Source organism: Rhodococcus erythropolis NBRC 15567, from assembly GCF_001552595.1.
Classification (GTDB): domain Bacteria; phylum Actinomycetota; class Actinomycetes; order Mycobacteriales; family Mycobacteriaceae; genus Rhodococcus_F; species Rhodococcus_F erythropolis.
Window position 1 is genome coordinate 204,174 of record NZ_BCRM01000002.1, and the last position, 25,346, is coordinate 229,519.

Annotated in this window: 26 protein-coding genes; 12 read left to right on the forward strand and 14 right to left on the reverse strand. The window is 62.1% G+C overall.

All coding sequences use genetic code 11. The annotated features are described in order from the left end of the window. Nucleotides 1-70: 70 nt before the first annotated feature. The 3 genes from RE4_RS07540 (at nt 71) to RE4_RS07550 (ending at nt 2,591) form a co-directional block, all read left to right on the forward strand. Nucleotides 71-619, forward strand: coding sequence for a YceI family protein (locus RE4_RS07540; protein WP_019747097.1), 549 nt, complete (start codon nt 71-73; stop codon nt 617-619). Nucleotides 620-683: 64 nt separating this feature from the next. Continuing rightward, nucleotides 684-1,061, forward strand: coding sequence for a DUF3054 domain-containing protein (locus RE4_RS07545; protein ID WP_060938371.1), 378 nt, complete (start codon nt 684-686; stop codon nt 1,059-1,061). A 57-nt stretch (nt 1,062-1,118) separates the two neighbouring features. Then, nucleotides 1,119-2,591 (forward strand): peptide MFS transporter, encoded by a 1,473-nt coding sequence (locus tag RE4_RS07550; RefSeq protein ID WP_020906397.1) that lies wholly within the window; start codon nt 1,119-1,121, stop codon nt 2,589-2,591. Between the two features lie 6 nt (nt 2,592-2,597). Here the strand turns inward: RE4_RS07550 and RE4_RS07555 are convergent, their stop codons facing one another. The 3 genes from RE4_RS07555 to RE4_RS07565 form a co-directional block, all read right to left on the reverse strand. Beyond that, nucleotides 2,598-3,335, reverse strand: a complete 738-nt coding sequence (locus tag RE4_RS07555) for a sulfite exporter TauE/SafE family protein (RefSeq protein WP_003945554.1) — start codon at nt 3,333-3,335, stop codon at nt 2,598-2,600. A 30-nt stretch (nt 3,336-3,365) separates the two neighbouring features. After that, nucleotides 3,366-5,045: an NTF2-like N-terminal transpeptidase domain-containing protein gene (locus RE4_RS07560; protein WP_019747094.1), complete on the reverse strand. Its 1,680-nt coding sequence runs from the start codon at nt 5,043-5,045 to the stop codon at nt 3,366-3,368. 107 nt (nt 5,046-5,152) lie between these two features. After that, nucleotides 5,153-6,970, reverse strand: coding sequence for a penicillin-binding transpeptidase domain-containing protein (locus RE4_RS07565; RefSeq protein ID WP_060938347.1), 1,818 nt, complete (start codon nt 6,968-6,970; stop codon nt 5,153-5,155). Between the two features lie 96 nt (nt 6,971-7,066). Between RE4_RS07565 and abmR the strand changes: the two genes are divergently transcribed. Further along, a complete protein-coding gene (gene abmR / locus RE4_RS07570) occupies nt 7,067-7,621 on the forward strand; it encodes an ATP-binding transcription factor AbmR (RefSeq protein ID WP_029254565.1) in 555 nt (184 codons plus the stop codon). A gap of 14 nt (nt 7,622-7,635) precedes the next feature. On the opposite strand, the gene RE4_RS07575 is transcribed toward abmR, so the two are convergent. Both RE4_RS07575 and hpaH read right to left on the reverse strand, forming a co-directional pair. Further along, a complete protein-coding gene (locus RE4_RS07575) occupies nt 7,636-8,436 on the reverse strand; it encodes an HpcH/HpaI aldolase family protein (RefSeq protein WP_020906392.1) in 801 nt (266 codons plus the stop codon). Then, a complete protein-coding gene (gene hpaH, locus RE4_RS07580) occupies nt 8,433-9,257 on the reverse strand; it encodes a 2-oxo-hept-4-ene-1,7-dioate hydratase (RefSeq protein ID WP_060938348.1) in 825 nt (274 codons plus the stop codon). The genes RE4_RS07575 and hpaH overlap by 4 nt, the downstream gene beginning before the upstream one ends. Nucleotides 9,258-9,364: 107 nt before the next feature. Between hpaH and RE4_RS07585 the strand changes: the two genes are divergently transcribed. Further along, nucleotides 9,365-9,961 carry a MarR family winged helix-turn-helix transcriptional regulator gene (locus RE4_RS07585; RefSeq protein WP_021333122.1) on the forward strand — a complete coding sequence of 199 codons (597 nt, stop codon included), beginning with the start codon at nt 9,365-9,367 and terminating at the stop codon, nt 9,959-9,961. On the opposite strand, the gene RE4_RS07590 is transcribed toward RE4_RS07585, so the two are convergent. Then, on the reverse strand, nt 9,928-10,563 hold the full coding sequence (locus tag RE4_RS07590) for a flavin reductase family protein (protein WP_020906389.1): 636 nt from the start codon (nt 10,561-10,563) through the stop codon (nt 9,928-9,930). The two genes, RE4_RS07585 and RE4_RS07590, sit on opposite strands and share 34 nt — an antisense overlap. Beyond that, entirely contained in the window at nt 10,560-11,015 is a 456-nt protein-coding gene (locus RE4_RS07595; RefSeq protein WP_019747088.1) for a VOC family protein, read from the reverse strand. The genes RE4_RS07590 and RE4_RS07595 overlap by 4 nt, the downstream gene beginning before the upstream one ends. 281 nt (nt 11,016-11,296) lie before the next feature. On the opposite strand from RE4_RS07595, the gene RE4_RS07600 reads away from it, so the two are divergent. The 3 genes from RE4_RS07600 (at nt 11,297) to RE4_RS07610 (ending at nt 14,403) form a co-directional block, all read left to right on the forward strand. Beyond that, nucleotides 11,297-12,898, forward strand: coding sequence for an ABC-F family ATP-binding cassette domain-containing protein (locus tag RE4_RS07600; protein WP_060938349.1), 1,602 nt, complete (start codon nt 11,297-11,299; stop codon nt 12,896-12,898). A gap of 51 nt (nt 12,899-12,949) precedes the next feature. After that, a complete protein-coding gene (locus RE4_RS07605) occupies nt 12,950-13,489 on the forward strand; it encodes a hypothetical protein (protein ID WP_060938350.1) in 540 nt (179 codons plus the stop codon). A 143-nt stretch (nt 13,490-13,632) separates the two neighbouring features. Then, on the forward strand, nt 13,633-14,403 hold the full coding sequence (locus tag RE4_RS07610; protein ID WP_024487536.1) for an alpha/beta fold hydrolase: 771 nt from the start codon (nt 13,633-13,635) through the stop codon (nt 14,401-14,403). 18 nt (nt 14,404-14,421) lie between these two features. On the opposite strand, the gene RE4_RS07615 is transcribed toward RE4_RS07610, so the two are convergent. Continuing rightward, nucleotides 14,422-16,500 carry a heavy metal translocating P-type ATPase gene (locus tag RE4_RS07615; protein ID WP_060938372.1) on the reverse strand — a complete coding sequence of 693 codons (2,079 nt, stop codon included), beginning with the start codon at nt 16,498-16,500 and terminating at the stop codon, nt 14,422-14,424. 127 nt (nt 16,501-16,627) lie between these two features. After that, complete coding sequence (locus RE4_RS07620) at nt 16,628-17,278, reverse strand: DUF305 domain-containing protein (RefSeq protein ID WP_019747083.1); 651 nt, start codon at nt 17,276-17,278, stop codon at nt 16,628-16,630. Nucleotides 17,279-17,493: 215 nt separating this feature from the next. On the opposite strand from RE4_RS07620, the gene RE4_RS07625 reads away from it, so the two are divergent. Together RE4_RS07625 and RE4_RS07630 are read left to right on the forward strand one after the other, a co-directional pair. After that, the gene (locus tag RE4_RS07625; RefSeq protein WP_030534660.1) at nt 17,494-18,207 is read left to right on the forward strand and encodes a response regulator; all 714 of its coding nucleotides are present in this window, start codon (nt 17,494-17,496) and stop codon (nt 18,205-18,207) included. After that, a complete protein-coding gene (locus RE4_RS07630; RefSeq protein WP_021343032.1) occupies nt 18,204-19,310 on the forward strand; it encodes a sensor histidine kinase in 1,107 nt (368 codons plus the stop codon). Before RE4_RS07625 ends, RE4_RS07630 begins: the two co-directional genes overlap by 4 nt. Here RE4_RS07630 and RE4_RS07635 read toward each other — a convergent pair. Beyond that, nucleotides 19,294-19,584, reverse strand: coding sequence for a YiaA/YiaB family inner membrane protein (locus RE4_RS07635; RefSeq protein WP_003945505.1), 291 nt, complete (start codon nt 19,582-19,584; stop codon nt 19,294-19,296). The genes RE4_RS07630 and RE4_RS07635 overlap by 17 nt on opposite strands. Before the next feature lie 180 nt (nt 19,585-19,764). On the opposite strand from RE4_RS07635, the gene RE4_RS07640 reads away from it, so the two are divergent. Continuing rightward, a complete protein-coding gene (locus tag RE4_RS07640; RefSeq protein ID WP_060938351.1) occupies nt 19,765-20,973 on the forward strand; it encodes a macrolide family glycosyltransferase in 1,209 nt (402 codons plus the stop codon). 6 nt (nt 20,974-20,979) lie between these two features. Here RE4_RS07640 and RE4_RS07645 read toward each other — a convergent pair whose 3' ends face one another. Together RE4_RS07645 and RE4_RS07650 are read right to left on the reverse strand one after the other, a co-directional pair. Beyond that, entirely contained in the window at nt 20,980-21,426 is a 447-nt protein-coding gene (locus RE4_RS07645) for a winged helix DNA-binding protein (RefSeq protein WP_024487534.1), read from the reverse strand. Between the two features lie 57 nt (nt 21,427-21,483). Continuing rightward, nucleotides 21,484-22,890: an aminotransferase-like domain-containing protein gene (locus RE4_RS07650; protein ID WP_019747079.1), complete on the reverse strand. Its 1,407-nt coding sequence runs from the start codon at nt 22,888-22,890 to the stop codon at nt 21,484-21,486. 138 nt (nt 22,891-23,028) lie between these two features. On the opposite strand from RE4_RS07650, the gene RE4_RS07655 reads away from it, so the two are divergent. Beyond that, entirely contained in the window at nt 23,029-24,249 is a 1,221-nt protein-coding gene (locus tag RE4_RS07655; RefSeq protein ID WP_060938352.1) for a pyridoxal phosphate-dependent aminotransferase, read from the forward strand. An 83-nt stretch (nt 24,250-24,332) separates the two neighbouring features. On the opposite strand, the gene purQ is transcribed toward RE4_RS07655, so the two are convergent. Further along, complete coding sequence (gene purQ / locus RE4_RS07660) at nt 24,333-25,010, reverse strand: phosphoribosylformylglycinamidine synthase subunit PurQ (RefSeq protein ID WP_019747077.1); 678 nt, start codon at nt 25,008-25,010, stop codon at nt 24,333-24,335. Next, nucleotides 25,007-25,246 (reverse strand): phosphoribosylformylglycinamidine synthase subunit PurS, encoded by a 240-nt coding sequence (purS, locus tag RE4_RS07665; protein WP_003945817.1) that lies wholly within the window; start codon nt 25,244-25,246, stop codon nt 25,007-25,009. Before purS ends, purQ begins: the two co-directional genes overlap by 4 nt. Nucleotides 25,247-25,346: the final 100 nt, after the last annotated feature.

The window sequence follows — 25,346 nt, forward strand, 5'->3', positions numbered from 1 at the left end:
AAGGATTTCCCGGGGTCCATAGTTGAAGCTACAAGAACTTGAACATTCAACTACTTATTCAGGAGCTTCCATGACCACCGCAACCTTGCCCACATTGACCGCCGGAACCTGGGTCATCGACACCGTCCACTCCACTGTCGGATTCTCGGTTCGCCACCTCATGGTTTCCAAGGTTCGTGGAACGTTCGACGAGTTCTCGGGAACGATCACCGTTGCCGAAGACGGAACCCCCGCCGTCGAGGCCGAGATCTCCGTGGACTCCATCAACACCAAGAACGAGCAGCGCGACGGCCACATCAAGTCCGCTGACTTCTTCGACGTCGAGAAGTTCCCGAAGGCCACCTTCAAGTCCACCGCAGTGCGCTCCAAGGGCAGCGACTTCGTCCTCGCCGGCGACTTCACGCTCCACGGCGTCACCCGCGAGGTCGAGCTGAACCTCGAGTTCAACGGCGTCAACCCGGGCATGGGCCAGGGCCCCGTCGCCGGATTCGAAGCCACCACCGTCATCAACCGCAAGGACTTCGACATCTCCATCGAGATGCCCCTCGAAGGCGGCGGAGCAGTTGTCGGCGACAAGATCACGATCACCCTCGAGATCGAAGCCGGCCTCCAGGCTTAACAGCACTGTGCGCCTTTATTAACCGCCCGCGGTTAATAAAGGCGCACAGTCGTATGGTGTGAGCGTGAAGAAGTACGCACCATTCCTGCTGATCGACGCCATTCTTGTCATAATCTTCTGCGCGATAGGGCGCCGTACCCACGAAGAAGCCAATGCGCTCGCCGGTCTGGCGAAGACATCGTGGCCCTTCCTGACCGGCCTGGTGATCGGATGGGCTGCCACGTTCGCGCTGTACCGCGACAAGTTCAATGCCGTTCTCCTTCTTCCCACCGGCATTGTCGTTTGGCTCGGCGCCGTCATCATCGGCATGATCCTGCGAGTGTTGAGTGGCCAGGGCACCCAGTTCAGCTTCATCGTCGTCGCGACGCTGGTCCTCGGCGCGTTCCTTCTCGGTTGGCGCGCACTCGCTCCGCTGGTAGCGAGGATCCGCACCAAGTCGTAACCAAACTCCACGGCTCGGAACCACCCGAAATGCCCGAGCACGTAGGACACTTTTCGAATGAGCAACACTACGGAGCCCGTCGAACGTAGCGAGAAAGAAGACCGGGGGTTCTTCGGCCAACCCTTTGCGCTGGCGAACCTGTTCGGCGTCGAGATGTGGGAGAGATTCTCCTTCTACGGGATGCAAGGCATCCTCATCTACTACCTGTACTACAGCGTCAGCGACGGCGGCCTCGGAATCAGTCAGGCGGCAGCGACCAGCATCGTCGGCGCATACGGCGGCACCGTCTATCTGTCGACGATTCTCGGCGCGTGGGTGGCCGACCGACTTCTCGGCTCCGAGCGCACGCTCTTCTACAGCGCTTCGCTGGTGATGGCCGGCCACATCGCCTTGTCGGTTCTTCCTGGCATGTGGGGTGTGGGTGTCGGCCTGGTCATGGTCGCCTTCGGCAGCGGCGGCTTGAAGGCCAATGCGACCTCTCTGGTCGGAGACCTATATTCCGAACAGGACAATCGCCGCGACGCCGGATTCTCCATCTTCTACATGGGCATCAACATCGGCGGTCTTGTCGGTCCACTGCTCACCGGAGCCGTCCAGGACGCCTGGGGATTCCATGCCGGTTTTGCTCTCGCCGCCGTCGGCATGGCTCTCGGCCTGATCCAGTACACGCTGGGTCGGAAGCATCTTCATGGAATCGGAGCCGAGCCCGGCAACCCGTTGCCCGCGGACAAGCGCGCGCTCTACATCGGGATCGCCATTGCTGCGATCGTCGTCGTCGCGGTCGCCTCGATCACCGGTTTGATCACCGCGGACAACATGTCCGACGTCGTTGTCGGACTCACGATCGTCGCGTCGGTCGGTTACTTCCTCCTCATGCTCACCAGCAAGAAGGTGACCAAGGTCGAACGCAGTCGAGTCTTTGCGTTCATCCCGATGTTCATTGCGAGCGCGGCCTTCTGGTCGCTGTTTCAGCAGCAGTTCACCACCGTGCCGGTGATCTCCGACAAACTCCTGGACCGCAATCTCTTCGGTTGGGACTTCCCGCCGACGTGGGTGCAGTCGATCAATCCGGTGTTCATCATCATCTTTGCCGGTGTGTTTGCAGCGATGTGGACAAAACTCGGTGACCGTCAGCCGTCGTCGCCGATCAAGTTCGCGCTCGGTACCGGCACGATGGGTCTGGCGTTCCTGGCGTTCATCCCGATCACCGGCGGGGGACCGAACAGTGCACCGCTCCTCGGCCTTGCCGGAGTGCTTCTGCTCTTCACCTTCGCGGAACTCTTCCTGTCCCCCGTCGGCCTTTCCCTTGCAACCAAACTCGCGCCCGAGCATTTCCACACCCAGATGGTGGCGTTGTTCTTCTTGTCCGTTGCGTTGGGTTCTTCGATGGCGGGAACCTTGGCCGGTTACTTCGACATCGACGACAGTCGTCCGTTCTTCCTGATCATCGGTTTCTCGTCAATCGGAATCGGAGTACTTCTTGCTCTTGCCTCACCCTGGATCAAGAAGCTGATGCAGGGCGTGAAGTAGGCGGTCTCACTTCACCCACAACCACAGAGCCAGCACGAATCCCGCTATCGCTACTGCCACTCGCAGTACCGATGGCGGGATTTTCTTGACTACGGGCGGGCCACACCAACCTCCGGCCAACGCTCCGAGCGCCATCGCCAACGCGGCCACCCAATGCACCTGTCCGGAGAAGGCGAAGATGAGTGCAGCCACAAGATTGGCAATGCCGAGAAAGAAGCTCTTCAGGATCGTTGCACGCCACACCGTTTCGGACGTGAGGATGAGCGTCGCGGCCAGGAAGATGACGCCGGCACCGGCACCGAAATAGCCGCCGTAGACCGCGACGGCAAACAGTGCGGCCGAGTAGATTCCGGGACGGTCACCGCCGCCGGACAACTCACGAATCTTCGGTTGCAGTAGCAACGCGAGCGAGGCGAACACAACCATCGCCGGCACAACGGATTCGAACGAACCTTCCGGTGCCAGCCACAGAATCAGGGCACCGATGATGCCACCGGCAGCCGAATAGAGAGACCAGCGAACAAGTTTCGGACCCGTGTCGGCAACTTCACGGGACGAGTTCGCCAATGCGCCGACGCCCACGGCCACCAACGCGACGGTATTGGTCATGTTCGCGCTGACCGGCGAGAGCCCGACGCTCAGCAGCGCCGGATACGAAACGATCGATGCGAGACCGGTGACAAAACCGACTAGACCGCTGAAGAATCCCGCTACGACGAGGAAAAGGAAATCGAGCAGGTTCACGAACCAGGAATCTACCCGCGGTGCCTGGTACTACTTGTCGGCAGGCTTGCCGAGTTCCTGGAAGAGCTTGTCCGTCATCTGCATTGCTCGATCGCCGCCGTCGGCGTCTGCGACGAACACTGCAAACGCGAAGTCTCCGCGCGATCCGTAGAACCAGCGATCGTCACCGCTCGCTGCACCGGCCGCCATCATGTCCGGGTACCCGGCCAGTCCGCCGGCCCCTCGCATGGCGTCGCGCAGACGATTGTTGACGTCGCCGGGCAATGCCGTCGGCGTGACGTCGGCGGTAGCCGGTTGTCCGAATACCATCATCGGCAGCGGGGCACTGCCGCGGGCGATCGATGCCGCGAGCATCGCCATTCCGAACGGAGTCACTGTCGGCGCGTCCGCGTCGTTGGACGTCTTGTTGGCCATGACGTTGTTCATTGCCTGGTCCACGCCGGGGCGGTTCGCGGCAAGTACTGCCGTCTGCTGATCGAGTCCCTGAATGTGGAAGCCGTTGCCGAGTCCGAGTTGCTGCCCGGTGTCGGCCAACTGTTCGGGGGACACAGATCCGGGGTCGACGCCGTTCTGCATCGACGATGCGAGGCGGACCAGATCGAGGGCGCCGCCGGCCGGACGCAACCCGGTGAATGCGATCGGGCCCTGTTCGATGGCCTGATTGTTCTGTGCTGCAGCCAGAATGGCGCCGTCCGACGGGCGGATCGCGACGATGGCGGCGGGAGTACCTGCACTGACGACGGCTTCGATCGCAGCGAGTTGAGCGTGCGAATCGAGGGTTGCGGCGACGTCGGGGCCGGGAGGTCCTTGGAAGCCGGCTTGTTTGATCGGGAATCCGTTGGACTCCACCAGGTTGACCGCCCAGCCGGCGGTGGCGTCGCGATTGGCCTGCCACACGGTCCGCAGCGGGTCCAGGAGCGGCGAGTTGATACGACGATCGGAGGCGATCAGCTTGGGTGTCTTGACCACGACGACGCCGGGGATCGCAAAATCGCTTTCCAGGTACGCGTAGTCGGGATCGCGGAGCAGTACGGCGGTGACGGGCTTGCCCGGGTTGGCCGCGAGGTCGGCCAGCATCGACTCCGAGGTCACCAATGGTGCGACGGGCTCGAGAACTGCGGCGAGGCGACGAGTGGTGTCGACGGGGTCCGGCATGGTCGTCGGGTCGAGAGTGATCGCGTTGATGGTCTGCTCGTTCATGAGCAGGGTGCCCGTGCTGTCGACCACCTTCGGGGGCGCTGCGTCGGTGCGGGTGTACGAGACGGTGCGCCCGTTTCCGAGGTCGGGAACCAGGACTGACGGGTCCCAGGACACCCGCCAGCCGACGGAAAGATCGCGAACCTCGCCCTGCGACTGGTAGCTCCAGTCCTTGCCTTCGCCGAAGTTCCAGGACGCGTCGAGGGTGAAGAGTCCGGAGTCGCTACCCAGATCCATGACCTGAGCGACGTCGAAGTCGGTGGACTTGGCAGCCAGTCCGTCGAACATCTGCTGGATCGAGGGCCGGGCCGCGTTGGGGTACGACGTGAGCGCCGCTGCAGCTTCGGCGTCGTGGTTGTTCAGGGCGGTGACGAAGTCTTCCACCACCGAAGCGGCGTCGGTTTTCTTCTCCCCACCGATGACACATGACGCGAGCGCCACTGTCAGAACGACAGCAGTTATCGAAGCAACGACATATTTTCCACGACGGTTGTGCTGTCCTCCGGGCCCCATGCATGTAACTCTTTACTTCTGTCACACGAGTAACAAGCACGGGATGCCTACGAACGTGTCACGGTTGAGCTACGACGGCGTGATCCAACTGCAACGGAAAACAGGTTTCAGCGCAGAAAAGTACCCGCTACCTGCACCGCAGGCGAAGAGCTGTCGGCGCCGGCAATGAACACCGCAAATGCGAGATCTCCCTTGATTCCGACAAACCACCCGTGTGCTGGACCACCTTCGGTTTCGGCCGTACCGGTCTTGCCCAGAAGCCCCGGAATGTCCTGCAGCGACGTTGCCGTACCGCCTGTGACGGTCTCGCGCATCATCACCCGCAACTGTTCGGTCACCTCGGTGGGAGCCGGTGCAACGGTCTGATCTGCCACGCCGGGCTGTCCCTTGACCAACATCGGCGCGGGTGTCGTCCCGTTGGCGATCGAGGCCGCCACGAGAGCCATCCCGAAAGGCGTGGCGGTCACCGTGCCCTGTCCGATCGCGGACTCGACGCGTTCGGCGGGCGTGTTCGCGTCAGGGACGTTGCCCGTCACCGTCGTGAGGCCCGGGGTGACGTAGTCGACGCCCAGCCCGAACTGCAGAGCCGCGTTGTGCAGAGCATCGGCAGGCAGACCCACGGCCATCCTGGCCATGGTGGTGTTGCACGACTTCGCGAACGCGGTGTGCAGCGGAACCGATCCGAGGTCGAACTCGTCGTCGTTGGGGATCTGACGGCCCTCGATGTTCTCGGTACCCGGGCACGCCAGAACGGTGTCCGGTGTAGCGACGCCGGCTTGCAGCGCCGCGGAGGTCGTCACGGTCTTGAACGTGGACCCCGGTGGGTACAGGCCGGTCAACGCAATGGGGCCCTGTGCGTCGGCGGGGGCATTCTGGGCCACCGCCAACACCGCTCCGGTCGACGGCTGTAGCGCTACGATCGCCGCCTGTTGCGTCACCCCGGCGAGCGCGTTCTCGGCGGCGAGTTGCAGTGGTCGGTCGATGGTGGTCGCGATGTTCGGAGCGACCGGCCCGTCTTGGCCGGCGACGGTGGTGACGGTTCCGTTCTGCTTCACCTGCTGCACCGCCCAGCCCGCGGATTTGTCCTGCCCCTCCTGCCACAGATCGGACAGCCCACTGAACGTCGGCGACGCCAAAGTTTTGTCCACCGAGAGCAACCGCGCTTGCGGCGCCAAGCTCACTCCGGGAATCGCCGCCAACCGCTCTTCGATCGGTGCAAGATCCTCGGCACGCAAAGTGATTGCGGTGACCGGCTTCCCGTTCGCCGACGCAAGGTCGCCGCTGAGCGATGTCGCCGTGATCGTCGGCGCGACGGGCGAGAGCAGGGCGGCCACAGCTGCGGTGTCCACCGGAGGAACCGCAGCGGAATCCAGATTGACCAGCGTCACCACCTGCTGCTCCATGATCGGCTGACCCGCCGCGTCCAGCACGGACGGCGGCGCACCGGTCGTGGGCGTGTAGCGCAGAGTGGTCGAGGAGGTCAGGTCCGGGGCCAGCAGCGCCGGGTCCCACTGGATCAGCCAGTTGTCCCCGCTTTTCGACGCGTTTCCCTGCGTCGAGTAGTTCCAGTCCTGACCTTCACCGAACTTCCACGCCGCATCGAGTGTGAACGTCCCCGCAGAATCACCGGACTCGGTGGCGTCGGAGACGGTGAATGTTCCCTCGTCCTTGCCCAGCCCGTCGATCAGAGCCGAAATCGCAGTCGAGGCCGCCGCCGGATCGGTGGTCAGGGCTGCCGCCGCTTGCACGTCATCCGACGTGAGCGCGGAGGCGAACTCTTCTGCCACTGATTTCGGCTGGTCAGGGCCAGAACTGCAGGCAACTACCGATCCTGCGGCCAATACCCCCAGAGCCACGGCAGCCACGGGACGACGGAAAGTTCGGAAGCTCTGACGAGCGTGTGAAAGGCGCACGACTCCGATCATGCCCGAATTTGTGGCGCCGGTTCGACTATCAGTGTAATCATGTAATCAGTGCAATAAACGCACGTCATGCTCCACCAGCTTTCCGAGGAGAACGCCATGAAGAACTCACAAAGCTCCGGCGACCGCAGGTTCGGCCGTCCCGGAGGTTGGCAACAGGCATCGGTTCCCGACGCGAGTGATGCGTCCGACTGGTTTGCCGGTCGACTTCCAGATGACTGGTTCACCGGGACCGCCGACGTCCAGGTCGACCGCGAAGAAATCGTCGTGATCGGTGAACTCCCGGCAGTCGACGGTGGCGAGGCCGCCGCGGACGGAAGGATCTCGCGCTTTCGCGAAACCACGCGCGCCGACCGGATGCGCATCGCCGACGAGGCCGAGGCTCGCTACGGACGCAAGGTCGCCTGGGGTGTACGCCTGGACGAAAAGACCGTCCTGTTCACACATCTCGCAGTTCCGGTGATGACACGACTACGTCAGCCCGAACGCAAGGTTCTCGACACCTTGGTGGACGCGGGAGTTGCTCGCTCGCGAGCGGACGCTCTCATGTGGACAGTCCGGTTGGCGGGCAAGCACAGCGAACAATGGCTCACGGAACTCCGCGAAGCAATGTCGAAGGTCGACGATCTTCGGTCCGAAGGCCCGAAAATCTGAGGACCGTGCGATTTTCAGTAGACCGAGACTTCAACTCCACGAGTAGCTTTCGGAGCACGATACCTTTCCAACAAGGTCTCACAGCCTCGAACCAGCACCGCGACGTCGGTCCCGATTGCCACGAATCGACAACCGAGACCGATCGCAAAGTCGGCCACGGCGTCCGACCCCGCCAAAGTTCCCACCGGAACTCCGATTCGTGTGCACTCGTCCACCACGAATCGAAATGCCTCCTGCACCTGCGGATGCAGCGGCTGTCCGAGATGACCCGACGTCGCAGCGAGGTCCGACAAGCCCACAAAGACAGCGTCGATACCGGCTGTGCCCGCAATATCGCCGATGTTCGCCACAGCGCCGGGGGTTTCGATCTGCGCGATGAGAGTTATTCCGTCCGCGGAATTTTCGAGGTAGTCGACATCTCTGTTCCATCGTGAGGCGCGAGCGAGGGCGCTACCGACGCCGCGGTTCCCGAACGGCGGATATCGTGTTGCGGCAACGGCATCCCTCGCCGCTGAACCGGATTCGACCATCGGCAGCAGTAGCGTTCTCACGCCGATGTCCAGAAGTCTCTTGATATCAACGGCGTCGGTGCTCGGCGGGCGCACGATCGGTTCGACCGCATCAGCTGCAACAGCTCGCAACTGATCCGCCACCGACCGGAGGTCGTTCGGACCGTGCTCGGAGTCGATCAACACCCAGTCGAACCCGGCCCCGGCGCATATCTCGGCAGTGACCGCTTCACCGAGCCCGAGCCACAAACCGAGGGCGGGAGCAGTATCGGACCGAAGCGCGACCTTGAACGGCTTGGTTGTCATTGTTCCCCTTGTCCGGTCTCGGCGAACCGACACGAGACGGTGCCGAGCGAGCCGTAGTCGATGTGAAAGGTGTCCCCCGGCTGCGCCTGGATCGGACGGGTGAACGAGCCGGCAAGAATCACGTGGCCGGCTTTCAGTCCGACACCGAGACGTCCGAGTTTGTTCGCGAGCCACGCAACACCGATTGCCGGATGATTCAGGACCGCGGCAGCTACTCCGCTTTCCACGACAACTGCGTTTCGATAGCAGAGCGCTGACACCCAGCGCAGATCGGTCTCGTTCGGTACCACCGGACGCCCACCGAGAATGATTCCGGCGTTCGCTGCATTGTCCGAGATGGTGTCGAACACTGTTCGTGTTCGACCTGATCCCGGGTCGACCTGCACGATCCGCGCGTCGATGATCTCCACCGCCGGAACGACATACCGCGTCGCGTCGAGTACGTCGTACAGTGTGACGCCGGGGCCACTGAGGTCCCGATCGAGGACAAACGCCAGCTCCACCTCCACCCGCGGAACAATGAAGCGCCCATTGGGTATCTCGGAACCGTCGGCAAAGAGCATGTCGTCGAGCAGTACCCCGTGGTCAGGTTCGGTGATGTTCGACGCACGCTGCATCACCTTCGAAGTCAACCCGATCTTGTGACCGATGATCGTCCTGCCCCTGGCAAGCTTTCTCGCGACCCATGCGGTCTGAATTGCATAGGCGTCGTCGAGGTCCATCTTCGGATATCCGAGGGAGAGCTGTCCGACCTGCACACCGGACAGCTCTGCTTGGTCGAGTTCTTCGGCGGCGGTCCGTATTTGACGTTCAGTCAGCATGACGCTCCTGCTGTCGAGATTTCTGGGGGAGGTGAGTGCAGCGATCCGCGCGCGAGACGCTTCCGCCGCATTGCCGCGGTCGGCCTGCAGACTTGTAAGCTCGATTCGTGGAAGCGACGGGAACAAATGCCGATCGGCGCGGCGCGGCGGGAACAAATGCCGAGCGCAGCAAACGGACCGCTGATGAAGCTATGGAACCCGTCCTGGCAATGTTCGACCAGTACGGATCTGCCGACGACCCTGCCGCTGCTCGACTGGGGCTGCTCGCGCTGTGGCTGGCCGACGACATCATCGGTTCGGTGAACCGAAGCCTCGAACCGTTCGAGATTTCCGAACGAAAGCTCGACGTTCTGCTCATCTTTGCCGCTCAGGCGATCAGCGACACAGACGAGCCATACATGCGGCAGACACCGAGCGGCATCTCGGATTACTTCGGGATCTCCCGTGCCAGTGCAACCGGCGTCCTCGACTGGCTCGAGAAGCGCGAATTCGTCGAGCGCACTCGGACCGGGACCGACCGCCGGTCCACTCCCATCCAGATCACGGAAATCGGGAAAGGCACTGTCGCGGAGACGGTTCCTGCCTTCGAAGAGGCTTGCCGTGACCTCCTCGCCCCTCTGTCCGATCGAGACCGAAAAGACCTCGGCCGAATCCTCGGCAAGTGGTGGACTCATTTCAAAGATCCGGACTCGACTGAAGGCTGATCGACCCGAGCGAGTCTGAACGGGTCGGAAGTGGTTGTGTACCAACCGCCACCGTGCATTCGCCCCACGAGATCGAGCGAAGCACCGTCGATGTGGCCTCGGCTCGGATCCAACACGTGCTCGTCGTCGACATGTGCGGTCGTGATCTCGCCGACCACGATCGATCGCCCGTAGCCGATCGACAACGTCTGTTGTTCCACGCATTCCAACGAAACTGGTGCTCTTGCCAACCGAGGGGGCGCAATGCTCTGTGAAGCAACCAGTTCCAGACCCGCGACAGCCGTTTCGTCGACTGCGGCTGGATAGTCTCCGGCGGTGATATTCATACTCTCGACAGACTCGAGATCTACAAGATTGATCACGAACTCACCTGTGTAGCCGATATTTCGAGCAGTATCCTTCGGAATTCCCTCACGAGCGCCGATCCCGATGCACACGAGCGGTGGCGTTCCCGACATCAGATTGAAGAACGAGAACGGGGCGGCGTTCACCGAGCCCCTGACGTCCACCGTCGTGATCCAGGCTATCGGTCTCGGAACGATGAGGGAGGCGAGGAGGTTGTAGCGAGACTTCGGTGCCATCTCCCCCACGTCGAAAATCATTCGTTCGCACCGGCCGCGGGCTGGGCGCGCAGGCTCTTACGGCATCTGCACAATCCGACCTGGTGGAGTTCGACGAGGTTGCCGGCCGGGTCACGCACGAACAACTGCTTGAGGTCGGGCGAGGCGACGTTGTCCAGAGCAAAGTACTCAACACCGAGCTTGTCCAGTTCACGTTCGGCGGCCCCGATGTCAGCGACCGCGAGCGCTATGTGATTTTCCACCGGATCCTTGCCCGGCCCCTTGCTGTAGGGCGAAGGTCCGTCGCTACCGAGAAGATGAATCTGCACGTCACTCGGAATATCGAGGAAGTAACCATGAATGCCGGGAATGTGCCAGCGTCCCGCATCCTGGGTCAGATTGAGAACGTCCCGGTAGTAGTCGCGGGTTCGGTCGGCGATGTCATTCCCCATCCCCAACCCGATGTGATGCAACTCGAGTACCTCTACGGCCATGATTTCCTCCCTGATACTTGCTCGCATATTTAGTATGGCAGCCATATCATCTGGCAGGCGTAACAATGCCGATGCGTTTGCCTATTGTCAAGATCACAAGGAGCCGGACTCGAATAACCCATTGCACCGCCAGGTCGACCGCGTTAGCCTGGAACACGAATCATTCCCGACAGAACAGGAAACGGGCCGTTGCTCCTCTAGAGGTTCATCACGCGAAGGCACTCGCACCCATCAGCAATTGCTGAGCCGGGCGCACAGTCCAAGCACCCTCTGGAGTACTCATGACCCAATCCCATCCTTCTCTGTCGCTCTCGGATCTCACCTTCATCTGGCCGGACGGCGAATCAGTCTTTTCCCGCACCAATTTTGTATTCCCCAGTGGCCGTGTCGGTCTCGTGGGACTTAACGGATCGGGAAAGTCGACTCTGCTGCGATTGATCGCGGGAGAGCTCTCACCGGAATCCGGATCCGTGACCGCTTCCGGCGAGGTCGGCTGCCTCCGCCAAGACATCACACTCGATCCGAGTGTTCGGGTGGACGGCATCCTCGGTATCCACGAACTACGAAACGCATTGCACCGCATCGAAACCGGCGACGGATCCGAGTCCGATTTTGCACTCGTCGACAACAACTGGGATATCGAGGAGAGCGCTCTCTCCACCTTGCATCGACTCGGCCTCGAGAAGGTAGTTCCGGATACCGCAGCATTGAGCCGAACCGTCGGCACCCTCTCCGGCGGGGAGACCGTCCTACTCGGCTTGACCGCAACACTGCTGAAGAATCCGCAGGTGCTACTCCTCGACGAGCCGACCAACAACCTGGACCGCGACGCTCGATCACGAGTTCATGCTGCAGTCCAACAGTTTCCGGGAACCGTACTGATCGTCAGCCACGACCGGGAACTGCTCGACACCGCGGAGTACACGGTCGAACTACGTCGGGGGGATCTACGCGTGTTCGGCGGCAACTACTCGCACTACCAGGAGGTCGTGACCGCTGAGCAGGAAAACGCACTCGCCACTGTTCGCGACGCCAAGGCCGATCTGGCGAAGCAGAGCCGCGAGCTGATCGACGCTCGAACAAAACTGGACCGACGTAAGCGCTATGGGCAGAAGATGTTCGAGAACAAGCGGGTGCCACTGATTATCGCGCAGGAACGAAAACGCCAAGCCCAAGTTTCGGCCGGAAAGCTGGCCCTCAACCATATCGGGAAGGTGGACGAGGCCAAGTCCGCCCTGTCGGAGGCAGAGGAACTCCTTCGAGACGATCGCGAGATTCGCCTGGACCTTCCTGCTACAGAGGTTCATCCGGGGCAGCAGGTTGCGCGGCTCGCCGAGGTGACGTTGCGGAGCGGCCAAGTGGTGTCGCTCCAGATCACCGGGCCGGAGCGGATTGCGCTACTGGGGCGCAACGGAATCGGCAAGACAACGTTGCTCGATGCACTCGCTGCGTCGACTCCGTTCGTAGCCTCTCGTGCGCTCCCCCAACGTCTCGACGTGTTCGACGAGGATCTCTCGGTGGCGGACAACGTCGCTTTGGCCGCGCCACATGCAACAGCCGAGGAAATTCGTGGGCAGTTGGCACGGTTCCTTTTCCGGGGAGCGGATTCCGACGTGTTGGCTTCTGCGCTCTCCGGCGGTGAACGATTGCGCGCGGCGTTAGCGACGATCCTTCTGGCCGAACCCGCGCCCCAGCTGCTTCTTCTCGACGAGCCGACCAACAACCTGGACCTACCGAGTCTCACCCACCTCACGCAGGCACTTTCCGATTTCCGCGGTGCCATCGTGGTGGTGAGTCACGATCTGCCGTTCCTGCGCGACATCGGCATAACGCGGTGGATCAGCATGGACGAGAATGGTATTCAGGACATCGATCCCGAGTAGGCCGACGGTTGACGCTATCGGTGCGAGACGGTCTGGCCTTACTGTGGGGCGATGTGCCTTCACCTCGACGCAACCGCCGCGCTGTCGATCGCAGGTTGGGTTCGCGGAGAACCTACTCGATCGGCCTCTGCCCCAGTTCCGCAACCGCTGGTCGGCGTTTGTGATCAACTCATCGTGTGGGCGAGTTCGTTCTCCGTACTTGCCAGTTCCGACGACCAGGTGTGGTTTCTCTCGGCGGAGAACTATGCCGGTGGAGTCGGCGTCAGTGATGAGGCGTTTCCTTGGAATGCGTTCCGGCACGAGAGCCTGGCGGTCGCTTCCGGGCCGGCTGAGCGCGCGGCGATCAACGCCTTCTGGTCCACTCACCTCCCGATTCTGCTGTCGGTACGCAATGGGTACGAGTACCTGGCGCTCACACCGGACGGTCAGGTTGTCCGTGGAGGAGAGCCTGAGTTCGAGGAGGTCACCGTCGTTGCCACTGATTTCGAGGCTCTGCTTCGGGGCATAGCCGCAGGCGTCAGCACGGCAGACCCCTTCACCGATGCATTGCTTGGAACAGTGGGTACTGCCCGGCCGGGCAGTGACCGGTAGCTCTGAGGGAGGCCGAGTTGATTGCTCGACTGGTCGTGAAAGTTCACGGCATCCGTCGGAATGGCTCCGGACGACTACTCGAGTTCGTGTGCGCAGTAGCTGGCACCCATACTGGACGGGTGTTGCACGACGTGAGAAATCCGGTGGACGGTGCGCGGATCGCCTATCAGATCGTGGGCGATGGCCCACCCCTGTTGATGGTGCACGGCACAGCGTTGTCGCGCTCCATCTGGCGTGGCTTCGGGTACGTCAAGGCGCTCCAGGAACAGTATCGTCTGATCCTCGTCGACATGCGGGGTCACGGACGCAGTGACAAACCACACGACTCCGATTCGTATGCAATGGATCTGGTGGTCGGCGACCTCCTGGAGATCCTCGACACGGAGTCTCCGTTCGAACCGGCTCACGTCCTCGGATACTCGTTCGGCGGGCGCTCGGTGATGTCGCTGACTGTCGAGCACTCCGAACGGGTGCGATCGCTGACCGTCGGGGGCGGTAGTAGCCGGCCGATGACGGGGGCGTTCGACGCATTGTTCTTCCCAGGCTGCATCGACGCACTCGAAAGCGGCGGTATCGAGGGGTTTCTGAGCGGTTGGGGCGCGAGGCGCGGCAAACCGGTGGATCCTCAGACTGCGACTGCCTTTCGAATCAACGATGCCCTCGCACTCGCGGCCTACATGCGCCGGGCCGAGAAGGAGCAGGGCATCGACGACGCCGTGCTTCAACGGATCACCACACCGGCGTTGTTGTTCGTCGGATCGAGAGATCGCGAGCGCCTGCCGGATACCGAGCATCTCGCGTCGCTGATCCCGGACAGTGCCTTGACTGTGATCGAGGGGGCTGATCACGCGAGCGCAGTCGCGGACTCCGAAGCTGTGCTGCGTGCGCTCGTTCCGTTCCTGAGCCGACAGTAGTCCAGCTTCATCCGCTCACTACTGCGGTGTGAGCACTCTCGACTCGAACGCGGTCACCGGTGGTTGCCGCAAGTCCAAGCGTCGCAGCAACTGGGCATTCGCGGCAACGACCACAGTGGATACCGACATCAGGATTGCTCCGACCTCCATCGGCAGCACAAACCCGACGGGCGCCAGTACTCCCGCAGCGAGGGGAACCGAGATCGCGTTGTATCCCGCTGCCCACCAGAGGTTCTGAACCATCTTGCGGTAGGTGGCGCGGGACAGCTCGATGACCGAGCTCACCGAACGCGGATCATCGCTGGCCAGAACAACTCCCGCCGATGCGATCGCCACGTCGGTTCCGGCACCGATCGCGATACCCACATCCGCCTGGGCGAGTGCCGGCGCATCGTTGACCCCGTCACCGACCATCGCCACGCGGTGGCCCGCAGCCTGAAGCCGAGATACCTGCGCGCCCTTGTCCTGAGGAAGCACCTCGGCGAAGACCTCGTCAATTCCGAGTCTGCGGGCGACCGAATAAGCCACGGCCTCCGCGTCTCCGGTGACCATGGCCACTCGAACACCGCGAGCGTGGAGGGCGTCGACGGCCAATGCTGATTCCGGGCGAATCTCGTCGGCCAATGCCAATGCGCCGATTACCTTCTCGTCACGCACTACATGCAGGACCGTCGACCCGTCACTGAGCCACTCTTCGGTCCCCGGGATCGCTGTGGCCCCGACCGATCTCAACATCCCCGGTCCGCCGACACCGACGCGTGCGCCGCCGACGTCCGCAGCAACCCCGATTCCGTTGTGCGCCTGAAAGTCGGAACCCGAAGTGAATTCGAGCGACAACTCCCGCGCTGCTGCGACGACGGCGCGCCCGAGTGGATGTTCGCTGTCGAATTCGACGGCAGCTGCTGCGCTGAGAACTTCGTCGTCGGAGTACCCGTCGACGCCGCGCACACCGACCACTGCGGGCTCCCCCTTGGTGAGAGTGCCGGTCTTGTCGAAGAGAACGGTGTCTACGTTGCGCATCGCCTCGAGGGCCATGCGGTCGGTGATCAGAATCCCAGCCCGAGCTGCTCGTTCCGTCGCGATGGAGACGACCAGCGGAATCGCCAACCCGAGCGCGTGCGGGCAGGCGATCACCAGAACGGTGATCGTCCGGGTGACTGCGCTCTCCGGTGTGCCCCAGATACTCCAGGCGATCGCGGTCAGCACTGCCGCGCCCAGTGCGTACCAGAACAGCAGAGCAGCGGCCTTGTCCGCCAACACCTGAGCACGACTCGACGAGTTCTGGGCCTGTTCGACCAGGCGCCGAATACCGGCGAGCGCGGTGTCTTCTCCCACAGCGGTGACTCGAAGCCGAAGTGCCGAGTCGGTGGCTACGGTGCCGGCCACCACCTGATCTCCGACAGTCCGCCGGACGGTCTTCGACTCGCCCGTGATCATGGATTCGTCCATGTCGGCGCTTCCCTCGACGACCGTTCCGTCCGAGGGAACGCGGGCGCCGGGACGAACTATCACCAGGTCGCCGGTGGCCAGAGCTGCGGTGGGCACGGTTTCCACCGACTCCCCCACCACCCGTTCGGCCTCGTCGGGCAGCAAAGCGGCAAGCGAATCCAAGGCGCTCGATGTCTGACTGAGCGAACGCATCTCGATCCAGTGACCCAACAACATGATCACGATCAGAAGCGCGAGCTCCCACCAGAAATCAAGAGTGTGATCCACCCAGTGCAGACTTGCAGCCCAAGAAGCGAAGAAGGCAACGGTGATGGCAAGTGCGATCAGAAGCATCATTCCGGGTTGCCGAGAACGTATTTCGGCGACAGCGCCGGTGAGGAACGGCTTGCCTCCCCAGAGGTACATCACGGTGCCGAGCACCGGTGAGATCCATTCCACCAGAGAGTTTTCCGGCAATGTGTACCCGACCAGATCAGCGAACATCGCATCTGCCGCAACAACCGGAACTGCGATTACCAGCATGACTGCGAACAACGTCCGGAACTGTGCGACATGATCCGCGTGACCACCGTGTGCACCGTGCTCCATCTGGCTATGGTCCATCGCGCTATGGTCCGTCTCGCTATGGTCCGTCTCGCTATGGTCCATCTGACTGTGATCCATGTGGCGGTCATCCCCTCGCGTGTGATTTCGGCACTGCAGCGGTCAAACCATCAGCCTCGAACGTATGCCCGACTCGGCCACCGAGCAAGGTCACGCGGCCGAGGTCAACCGTTCATTTCTCCTTCAACATCGCTTCCATCTGAGTGATTTCCGCCTGCTGACCGGCAATGATCGCTTCTGCCATCTTTTCCGCCGATGGATCGAGCCCGTTGTCGAGTTCGGTCTGGGACATGGTGATGGCACCCTTGTGGTGCTCGATCATCATCGTCAGCCACAACTTGTCGAACTCCGCGCCACTGGCGTCGGTGAGGGCGGTCATGTCGTCGGCCGACATCATGCCCGGCATCTCGGCCATCCCGACGCCGTGTCCCGCATGCGCCGAATCATCCATGCCCTCCATCGAACTCGACGAAGGATCGGGGCGTCCCCACTTCGTCAGCAATTCCGTCATCTGAGCCATTTCCGGGCCTTGCGCTGCCTCTATCTGCGCTGCAAGAGAGAGAAGTTCGGCATTGTCGGTTCGACCGTCGACCATTCTGGCCATGTCCAATGCCTGCGCGTGATGCGGGTACATCCCTTCGAGAAACTCGATGTCGGCAGCATTGACACCCGCAGGAATCTCCGACTGTGCTGCGACGCTGGTTGTTTCGGAAGAATGGTTGACGCTCTCCCCGGAGTTGTCCGAGCATCCGGCAATCAACAGTGCTGCCGCTGCCACAACCGGTACGAACCGTGCGGCGCTCTTCCTGACCGTCAAAGACATGTTTCACTCCCGAAAATTGATTCTGTTCGATATGCACTGCACCACAATTGATTTGACAACAATGCTGCACATGCACAGTTGCCACGTTACCGGCGAAAATCCGCCTCGAAGCCCGATAACCGGCCCAAACAGGCTTCCTTCATCGAATCTTCACAGTCGAGCGGAAACCACCACACGACAGCAATGCAGACACGCAGTCGACTAACCTCGGTTTGATGAGCGCCGAACTACGACCTGGTGAGGAACCGGGGCGTGTTCTTGTCGTCGACGACGAGACTGCCCTCGCGAAGGTTGTCGCCAACTATCTGACACGCGAAGGATTCACCGTGCGCCTCGCCCACGACGGGCCGAGCGCAGTACGTTCGGTGCGCGAATTCGAGCCCGCGCTGATCGTGCTCGATCTGATGCTCCCGGGCTTCGACGGCATGGAAGTCTGCCGACGAATCCGCACCTTCTCGGACGCGTACATCCTGATGCTCTCCGCCCGTGGTGAAGAGTCGGACAAGGTGACGGGTCTGGCGGCCGGCGCGGATGACTACGTGGTCAAACCCTTCGGCCCCCGCGAGTTGGTTGCGCGAGTGAAAGCTCTGCTCAGACGGCCACGCGCGTCGAGTTTGCTGCCGAAAGTGCTGCCAACGCCTCCCGGACTCGACATCGACGTCCTGGCCCGCACGGTCCGTGTCGACGACAACCTGGTCGATCTGACCCCCACCGAGTTCACCCTGTTGTCCGCGCTCGCATCCCGACCCGACGCAGCCTGGAGTCGGGCCGAGATCATCGCCTCGGTGTGGGGGTCGCCCTGGTTCGGGGACCAGCACATCGTCGACGTCCATGTCCGTGCATTACGCCGCAAACTCGGCGACGACGCGACCGATCCGCGGTTCATCAGAACCGTCAGGGGCGTCGGATACTCACTGAGGTCGTCATGAACGCGGTCGTCATGAAAAGACTCGGGCTACGCGGAAAACTACTGCTCGCGCAGCTCGCCGTCCTGTTCGTCGCCTGCCTCGTCATCGCCGCCGTTGCCATCGCCGTCGCTGCCCCGCTCTTTCACAACCACCTCATGATGGCCGGCATCGAAGACTCGAATGTCCGTACCCACACCGAAGAAGCATTCGCTCAGACCATGACCATTGCTCTGTTGTGCGGGATCGCGGTCGCGCTGGTGGGCGCAGGCATCGCCGCGGTCTACATCGTCCGACGCGTCACGGCACCGATCACCATGCTGGCAGAGGCGGCGCAAAGCGTCGCCGACGGGAACTTCGACGTGACTATCGGCAGGTCCGACGTAGATGCCGATTTCACGCGTCTCGAAACGGCATTCGCCGACATGGCTGCACGCCTTGATCATTCGGATCGGGTCCGCAAACGACTGCTTGCCGACCTTGCCCACGAATTGCGCACTCCGGTATCGACTTTGGCTGCGTACGTGGACGGTATCGAGGACGGAGTTGTGCCGACAGATCCTTCGTCGTGGTCGGTGATGCGCGATCAACTCGAACGTCTGCGTCGGCTGTCGTGCGATCTGGCGGACGTCTCCGCTGCCGACGAACACGCTCTCGAACTCGATCGCCGGACCGAGAATCTCGACGACATCGTCTGCAGCGCAACGGCAGCAGCGGGGCCACGTTTTGCCGATCGTGGAGTCGAATTGACAACCGCCCTGCCTCCGCAACCGGTCACGGCCGAGGTCGATCGCCAACGAATCGAACAGATCCTCGCCAACCTGCTCGAAAACGCGTTGCGGCACACTCCAACCGGAGGTTCGGTGAAGGTGACACTCGCACGGGAAGGTGATCACCTCACGGTGTCCGTCACCGATACCGGTGACGGAATTCCCGCAGACCAACTCGAATCCGTCTTCGACCGTTTCCATCGCGGTGATCGATCCGACGGCTCTGGTTTGGGACTGACCATTGCGAGGAGCCTCGCGCTGGCGCATGGCGGCAACCTGACGGCCCGCCGCAACGAGCAGCCGCTCGGCAGCACGCTCGTCCTCACTGTGCCGATGGGACTCAGGCAGCTGCCTTGAACGGATCGTGCTCGGCGATCAACTTCTCGAGTCGAGCCTCGTCCACTCGAACCCTGACGGTAGACGCCTCCTGCTGATCACGAATCACCTTGGCCAACGTGAACGTACTGGTGACCAAGAACAGCAAGGACATTCCGAGAAATCCGCGTTGCCACGCATCGATCGGAAGATACGCAATTCCGAGGAGGGTGCCGACAAAACTGACGGCAAAGGCTATTCCGGCCTGCAGATAGAAGGCTGCAGTGGTCTTCGAAGGTGTTGTCGGTGTGCTCATGCTTCGAAGTCTGCTCGCCCATCCCGGCACTCGGATGCGTAGTCCTACTCGAGTGCGCACGGTACTTCCCCGGCAAAAATCAGATGCCGTTACCCATCCTGGTGGATAGTCTCGGTCCGGTATCCGGAGTTGTTCCAGAACAGTTGTTGTTCGACAACAGTCAGACGGCAGGAGTGATCGATGACCCGCAGACATATCGCCATGGTGAGCATTCCGGCACCTGGCCACGTCAATCCGAGCCTGGCGATCATCGCGCGTCTCGTCGCGGCCGGTCACCGCGTCACCTACGCCAACGACGAGTCGATGCGCGAGGTCATCGAGGCGACCGGGGCCGAATTCGCACCGTACGTCTCCACGCTGCCCAGCCTCGTTCCTTCCCCTGACGGCGCCGAACCGGAGAAGAGTTGGGATGGGGATCTGATCGATCAGTTGACGATTTTCCAGGACGACTACGAGGCGATGCTGCCGCAGCTGCGCCAAATCTACGACGACGACCGTCCCGACCTCTTTCTCTACGACATCGCCGGGATCCCCGCGCGAATACTGGCTCAGCAGTGGAACGTTCCCATCATCCAGTTGTCGCCGACGTATGTTGCCTGGGACGGCTACGAAGACGACGCCGCACCGATGTACGACGAGATTCGTTCCGATCCGAGAGGCGTCGACCTACTCGATCGCGAGGCCCGGTTCTTCCGCGCCGAAGGCGTCGAGGTCGATCCGCGTGAGTTCACCGGACGCCCACCCCGTGCAATCGTGCTGATCGCAGAATCGATGCAGCCCAACGCCAATCGAGTGAACCGCGACGTCTACACGTTTGTCGGCCCCGCACTCGAACCGAGCAATCAACCCTGGGTGAACCCGGATCCCGAACGCAAGCTTGTGTTGATTTCGCTGGGTTCAGCCTTCACCGATCATCCGGATTTCTATCGCACCTGCGTCGAGGCTTTCGGCCCGATGGACGGCTGGCACGTCGTCCTCCAGATCGGAAAGCAGGTGCAGATCTCGGATCTCGGACCACTACCCGCCAACGTCGAAATACACCGCTGGGTATCGCAGTTCGCGATTCTGCAGCAGGCCGACGCATTCGTGACCCACGCGGGTATGGGCGGATCCAGCGAGGGGCTCGTGACCGGCACACCCATGATCGCGGTGCCGCAAGCCGTCGATCAGTTCGGCAACGCCGACTCGCTCGTCGACGCCGGTGTCGCAGTACGCGTCGACGGCGCCACCGTCACGGCAGTAGAGCTTCGTGAGGCGCTGACTCGGGTGAGCTCGGACGAGTTCCGCCGACGCAGTGCAGAGTTGGCAAAAGAACTCGCAGCGGCGGGCGGTGTATCTCGTGCCGTCGAGTTGATCGAGTCCGCCCTGCCAGACAGCGGGCGGCGGTAGTGGTGGCTACCAGTGCCAGGCGTCGCCGCCCACGTTCTTGATGGTTCGCTGCAGAACCGTGATGGTGGTGACGAATTCTTCTTCGCTGATTCCCTGCATCCGCTCTTCCTGCAGCATCTGCTGTACCCGCGCGGCGCGATCGAACTGCTGGGTGCCCGCATCAGTAGGGAGAAGGACAGACTCGTCTTCACGCGCCCAGCCCAGGTCGAGAGCAGAGTCGACGGCCGCGTCGATCACGTCGGTTGATTCGTTCGGACCGATCGTTCGCAGGAGGACAGCTCGCTCCACCCCTTCAGGGTGCAGCGAAAGTTGGTGCAGGACCCACCACCCCGGCTGGGTCACGCCGATTGCTTCGAGCGCTCCGCGCGTGCGCGCGCGAATCGCTTCACCGGCGCGCGCTGTCCAGAATCCGATCGGCTGATTGGCCGGTGGCTGCATCGCTTGTTTGTTCATGGACACGACGATAAAACCTCAACGGAAGTTCAGGTCAACCACCAGCGAGGTGAAGTTCTACATATGTTGTGTGATTGCTCGGCCGATGATGCGGGCGGCGTCGGGGAACTCACCCGGGTTCGGTCCGGCGTAGTTGAGCCGCAGGAACTTTCCGGTCGGTTCTGCCGGGAACCAATCGTCACCGGCCCCGACGATGACGCCGGCCGACCGGCAGTCCTGCACGACACGTTCGAGATTCGTGGTGTCCGGGAGCCGAAGCCAGAGGTTGAGTCCGCCTTGCGGTACAGCGTCGAGGTGAGCGTCCGGCGCATGCTCGCGCAGACTCGACACGAGGAGGTCGCGTCTGGCCTCGAGTTGGTGACGAAGCCGGCGCAAGTGCGTGCGCCAGGCCGGCTGGGTCACGACGTCGAGCGCTACCGCTTGCAGCATCCCACTGACATACATCGAATCTGCCTGTGTATCAGCAAGAATCCGCTCGTAGGCCGGGCCTCGGGCGATCAATCCGGCAACTCGCACCGATGGCGACACGCTCTTGGTCAGTGCACGAAGGTAGACGACGTGTCCGCTGTCGTCGCGTGCAGCGATGGGGCTGGGATCTGCGGTGATTCCGAAGTCGAGCGCCGAACTGTCCTCGATGAGGAAGGCGCCGTGCCGACGGACGGTGTCGAGAACCTTGTCAGCCAACGACGGCGACCACAGCGCTCCCGTCGGGCTCGCGAAGCTCGGTTGTGCGTAGAACGCACGGGCACCGGTCTGTTCGAATGCACGCGAAAGCTCTTCGGGATCAGGACCGTTGGCACCACTGGAGATCGGAATGACCGTGACTCCGGCCTGGGCGGCAGCCAGGATCGCACCCCAGTAGGTCGGCGATTCCATGAGCAACGGACGCCCCTCCCCCACCAACGCGCGGAAGGACGTCGCAAGCCCACCCTGACTGCCGGGAAGTACAACCACGTCGTTCGGCCCCGGCGGAGTGATGCCGGCAGGAGTTGCGGAACCCAATTCGGAGGCAAACCAGGACTGCAGTTCCGGAAGCCCGGCAGCGAGGGGCCGATTGAACACGGCGTCGGTTCGCGTCGCCCTGGTGAATGCTGCACGAACCAGCCCTTCGGGCAACAGCTCTCGGGCCGGATAGCCGGAATGCAGCGCGATCACGTCGTTGGAGGTGGACTGCAGCGCAATAGGCAGCTGCAGACGATAGTTCGGCGATCCGAGCGCCGCTGTCTGCCACCCGTAGTCGTTGGGTCGCACGACGCGTGCGGCGCGTACGAAGGTCCCCACACCGGGACGAGCCTCCACAACCCCCTGAGATACCAGCGTTCGCAGCGCCTTCTGCACGGTGACCGGGCTCGCCCCGTGCAGGCTCACGAGCGACCGAGTGGACGGAAGCTTCGCGCCTGGAGGTGCCGTCGCGATCCATTCGCGCAAGGCTGCGACAATCCTCGAACTGCTATCATTGGACATGTCGAATCATAGTAGCGCTACTCTCCTCTCGCCGCTAGCGCTATCGCGAATCAATGTCCGTTTCCAGACCGAACCCTGAGGCGCCCTTCTCATCTGAAACACAACTCGCCCACCCGAACCGGAGAGGTACGTAACCGCGTGAACACACCCATCGATCAGGCCCGCAAGCTCGAGAATGTCAGGTACGACATCAGAGGGCGAATTCTCGACAAGACCGAAGAACTCGAGGATCAGGGACACACGATCCTGCGACTCAACGTCGGTAATCCAGCCCCCTTCGGATTCGAAGCACCGGACGAAATCATGATGGCCATGATCCGCAATCTCCCTACCGCCCAGGGATATTGCGATTCTCGCGGACTGTATTCGGCGCGCACCGCGGTGGTCCAGTACTACCAGACGCGGGGTATCACCGACGTCACCGTCGACGAGATCTATCTCGGAAACGGCGTCTCCGAACTGATCACGCTGACGATGCAGGCGCTCTGCAATCCCGAGGACGAGATCCTGATTCCCGCTCCCGACTACCCCTTGTGGACGGCTTCGGTTTCACTTGCCGGCGGCACGCCGGTTCACTACCTCACCGATGAAAGCCAGGGCTGGGCACCGGACTTCGACGATCTGGAAGCCCGGATCTCTCCGCGCACCCGAGGGATTGTCGTCATCAATCCCAACAATCCGACGGGCGCCGTCTACTCGACGGAGGTGCTGCAACGCTTCGTCGACATTGCCCGCAAGCATGACCTGATGCTCTTCGCCGACGAGATCTACGAGAAGATCGTCTACGACGGCCGATCCATGACAAACCTTGCGTCGATGACCGGGCGAGACGTTTTGTGTCTGACGTACTCGGGCCTGTCCAAGGCCTACCGCGTCTGCGGGTTCCGAGCCGGATGGCTGGCCATCACCGGACCACTCGAGCGGGCGTCGAGTTTCATCGAAGGCATCAAACTGCTGGCCAACATGCGAATGTGTGCCAATGTGCCGGCGCAGCACGCGATCCAGACCGCACTCGGCGGACGCCAGTCCATCAAGGACCTCCTGCTCCCGCAAGGTCGACTGACAGCACAGCGCGATCTCGCGCACAGCACGCTCAACAGCATCGACGGGATCAGCTGTCAGCAGGCCGACGGCGCGCTGTATCTGTTCCCGAAGCTCGATGTCGACAAGTTCGGCATCGTCGACGACGAGAGGTTCGTTCTCGATCTACTGGAATCGGAAAAGATTCTGGTCAGTCACGGCCGCGCGTTCAATTGGATCGAACCCGACCACTTTCGGTTGGTGACCCTGCCGAACACCGACGACCTCGCGACCGCCCTCGAGCGTCTCGGCAACTTCCTCAGTTCCTACAGCCAGTAACCCGAGAACCGGGACGCCCCCACAAACGACTGAACGCCGACCGGATTTCCGGTCGGCGTTCAGTGGTGAAAATCAGCAGGCGATCAGGCAGTGACGATCGCGTCGAGTGCCGAGTAGAACAAGCCGAGTCCGTCGTCGCTCGGTCCGGTGAGAGCCTCGGTGGCGTGCTCGGGGTGCGGCATCAAACCGACGACGCGGCCGTTGGCCGAAGAGATACCGGCGATACGACGCTGCGAACCGTTGGGGTTCTCCTCCGAGTAGCGAAAGACGACGCGGCCTTCACCCTCGAGTTCGTCGAGAACATTCTCGGAAGCCTGGAAGCGACCTTCACCCGACTTGAGCGGGATGAGGATCTGGGCGCCGGCCTCATAGCGTGAGGACCAAGCCGTGTTGTTGGCTTCGACCGTCAACCACTCGTCGCGGCAGATGAAGTGCAGACCCTGGTTACGGGTCAGGGCACCGGGGAGCAAACCTGCTTCGCAGAGGATCTGGAAACCGTTGCAGATGCCCAGGACCGGCATGCCGCCCTTGGCTGCTTCGACAACCTTGCCCATCGCGGGAGCAAAACGTGCGATCGCGCCGCAACGAAGGTAGTCGCCGTAGGAGAATCCGCCGGGAACGACAACCGCGTCGACACCCTTGAGGTCTGCGTCGCCGTGCCAGAGTTCGACAGCTTCACCGCCGGCCAGGTTGATGGCCCGAGCAGCATCGATGTCGTCGAGCGTGCCCGGGAACGTGATAACCCCGATACGTGCGCTCATGCCTCGACTCGCCTGACGGTCCAATCCTCGATCACCGTGTTGGCCAGCAGGCCTTCGGCGATCTTCTCGAGTTCGGCGTCTTCGACACTGCCGTCGATCTCCAACTCGAACCGCTTGCCCTGACGGACATCGGATACTCCTGCAAAGCCCAGGCGAGACAGTGCCCCGACAATTGCCTGTCCCTGGGGGTCGAGAATCTCGGCCTTGGGCATGACTTCGACGACGACACGGGCCACGTGCTGCTCCTCGGTACTAGTGCGCGAACCCGGAGTGAAACGCTCGGGTGATGGCCAGTTTACCGGGCGCACCCGAGATGGTTCGCATCGAGTGATCGGG

Excerpts from the sequence above, each read along its gene's own strand:
- RE4_RS07630 (WP_021343032.1), top strand. The coding sequence starts at position 18,204 with ATGAACGCGGTCGTCATGAAAAGACTCGGGCTACGCGGAAAACTACTG.
- RE4_RS07590 (WP_020906389.1), bottom strand. The coding sequence starts at position 10,563 with ATGATTTTCGACGTGGGGGAGATGGCACCGAAGTCTCGCTACAACCTC.
- RE4_RS07625 (WP_030534660.1), top strand. The coding sequence starts at position 17,494 with ATGAGCGCCGAACTACGACCTGGTGAGGAACCGGGGCGTGTTCTTGTC.
- RE4_RS07595 (WP_019747088.1), bottom strand. The coding sequence starts at position 11,015 with ATGGCCGTAGAGGTACTCGAGTTGCATCACATCGGGTTGGGGATGGGG.
- RE4_RS07645 (WP_024487534.1), bottom strand. The coding sequence starts at position 21,426 with ATGAACAAACAAGCGATGCAGCCACCGGCCAATCAGCCGATCGGATTC.
- RE4_RS07575 (WP_020906392.1), bottom strand. The coding sequence starts at position 8,436 with ATGACAACCAAGCCGTTCAAGGTCGCGCTTCGGTCCGATACTGCTCCC.
- hpaH (WP_060938348.1), bottom strand. The coding sequence starts at position 9,257 with ATGCTGACTGAACGTCAAATACGGACCGCCGCCGAAGAACTCGACCAA.
- RE4_RS07640 (WP_060938351.1), top strand. The coding sequence starts at position 19,765 with ATGACCCGCAGACATATCGCCATGGTGAGCATTCCGGCACCTGGCCAC.
- RE4_RS07615 (WP_060938372.1), bottom strand. The coding sequence starts at position 16,500 with ATGGACCATAGCGAGACGGACCATAGCGAGACGGACCATAGCGCGATG.
- RE4_RS07605 (WP_060938350.1), top strand. The coding sequence starts at position 12,950 with ATGTGCCTTCACCTCGACGCAACCGCCGCGCTGTCGATCGCAGGTTGG.
- abmR (WP_029254565.1), top strand. The coding sequence starts at position 7,067 with ATGAAGAACTCACAAAGCTCCGGCGACCGCAGGTTCGGCCGTCCCGGA.
- purQ (WP_019747077.1), bottom strand. The coding sequence starts at position 25,010 with ATGAGCGCACGTATCGGGGTTATCACGTTCCCGGGCACGCTCGACGAC.
- RE4_RS07600 (WP_060938349.1), top strand. The coding sequence starts at position 11,297 with ATGACCCAATCCCATCCTTCTCTGTCGCTCTCGGATCTCACCTTCATC.
- RE4_RS07620 (WP_019747083.1), bottom strand. The coding sequence starts at position 17,278 with ATGTCTTTGACGGTCAGGAAGAGCGCCGCACGGTTCGTACCGGTTGTG.
- RE4_RS07650 (WP_019747079.1), bottom strand. The coding sequence starts at position 22,890 with ATGTCCAATGATAGCAGTTCGAGGATTGTCGCAGCCTTGCGCGAATGG.
- RE4_RS07565 (WP_060938347.1), bottom strand. The coding sequence starts at position 6,970 with ATGATCGGAGTCGTGCGCCTTTCACACGCTCGTCAGAGCTTCCGAACT.
- RE4_RS07550 (WP_020906397.1), top strand. The coding sequence starts at position 1,119 with ATGAGCAACACTACGGAGCCCGTCGAACGTAGCGAGAAAGAAGACCGG.
- RE4_RS07635 (WP_003945505.1), bottom strand. The coding sequence starts at position 19,584 with ATGAGCACACCGACAACACCTTCGAAGACCACTGCAGCCTTCTATCTG.
- RE4_RS07560 (WP_019747094.1), bottom strand. The coding sequence starts at position 5,045 with ATGGGGCCCGGAGGACAGCACAACCGTCGTGGAAAATATGTCGTTGCT.
- RE4_RS07540 (WP_019747097.1), top strand. The coding sequence starts at position 71 with ATGACCACCGCAACCTTGCCCACATTGACCGCCGGAACCTGGGTCATC.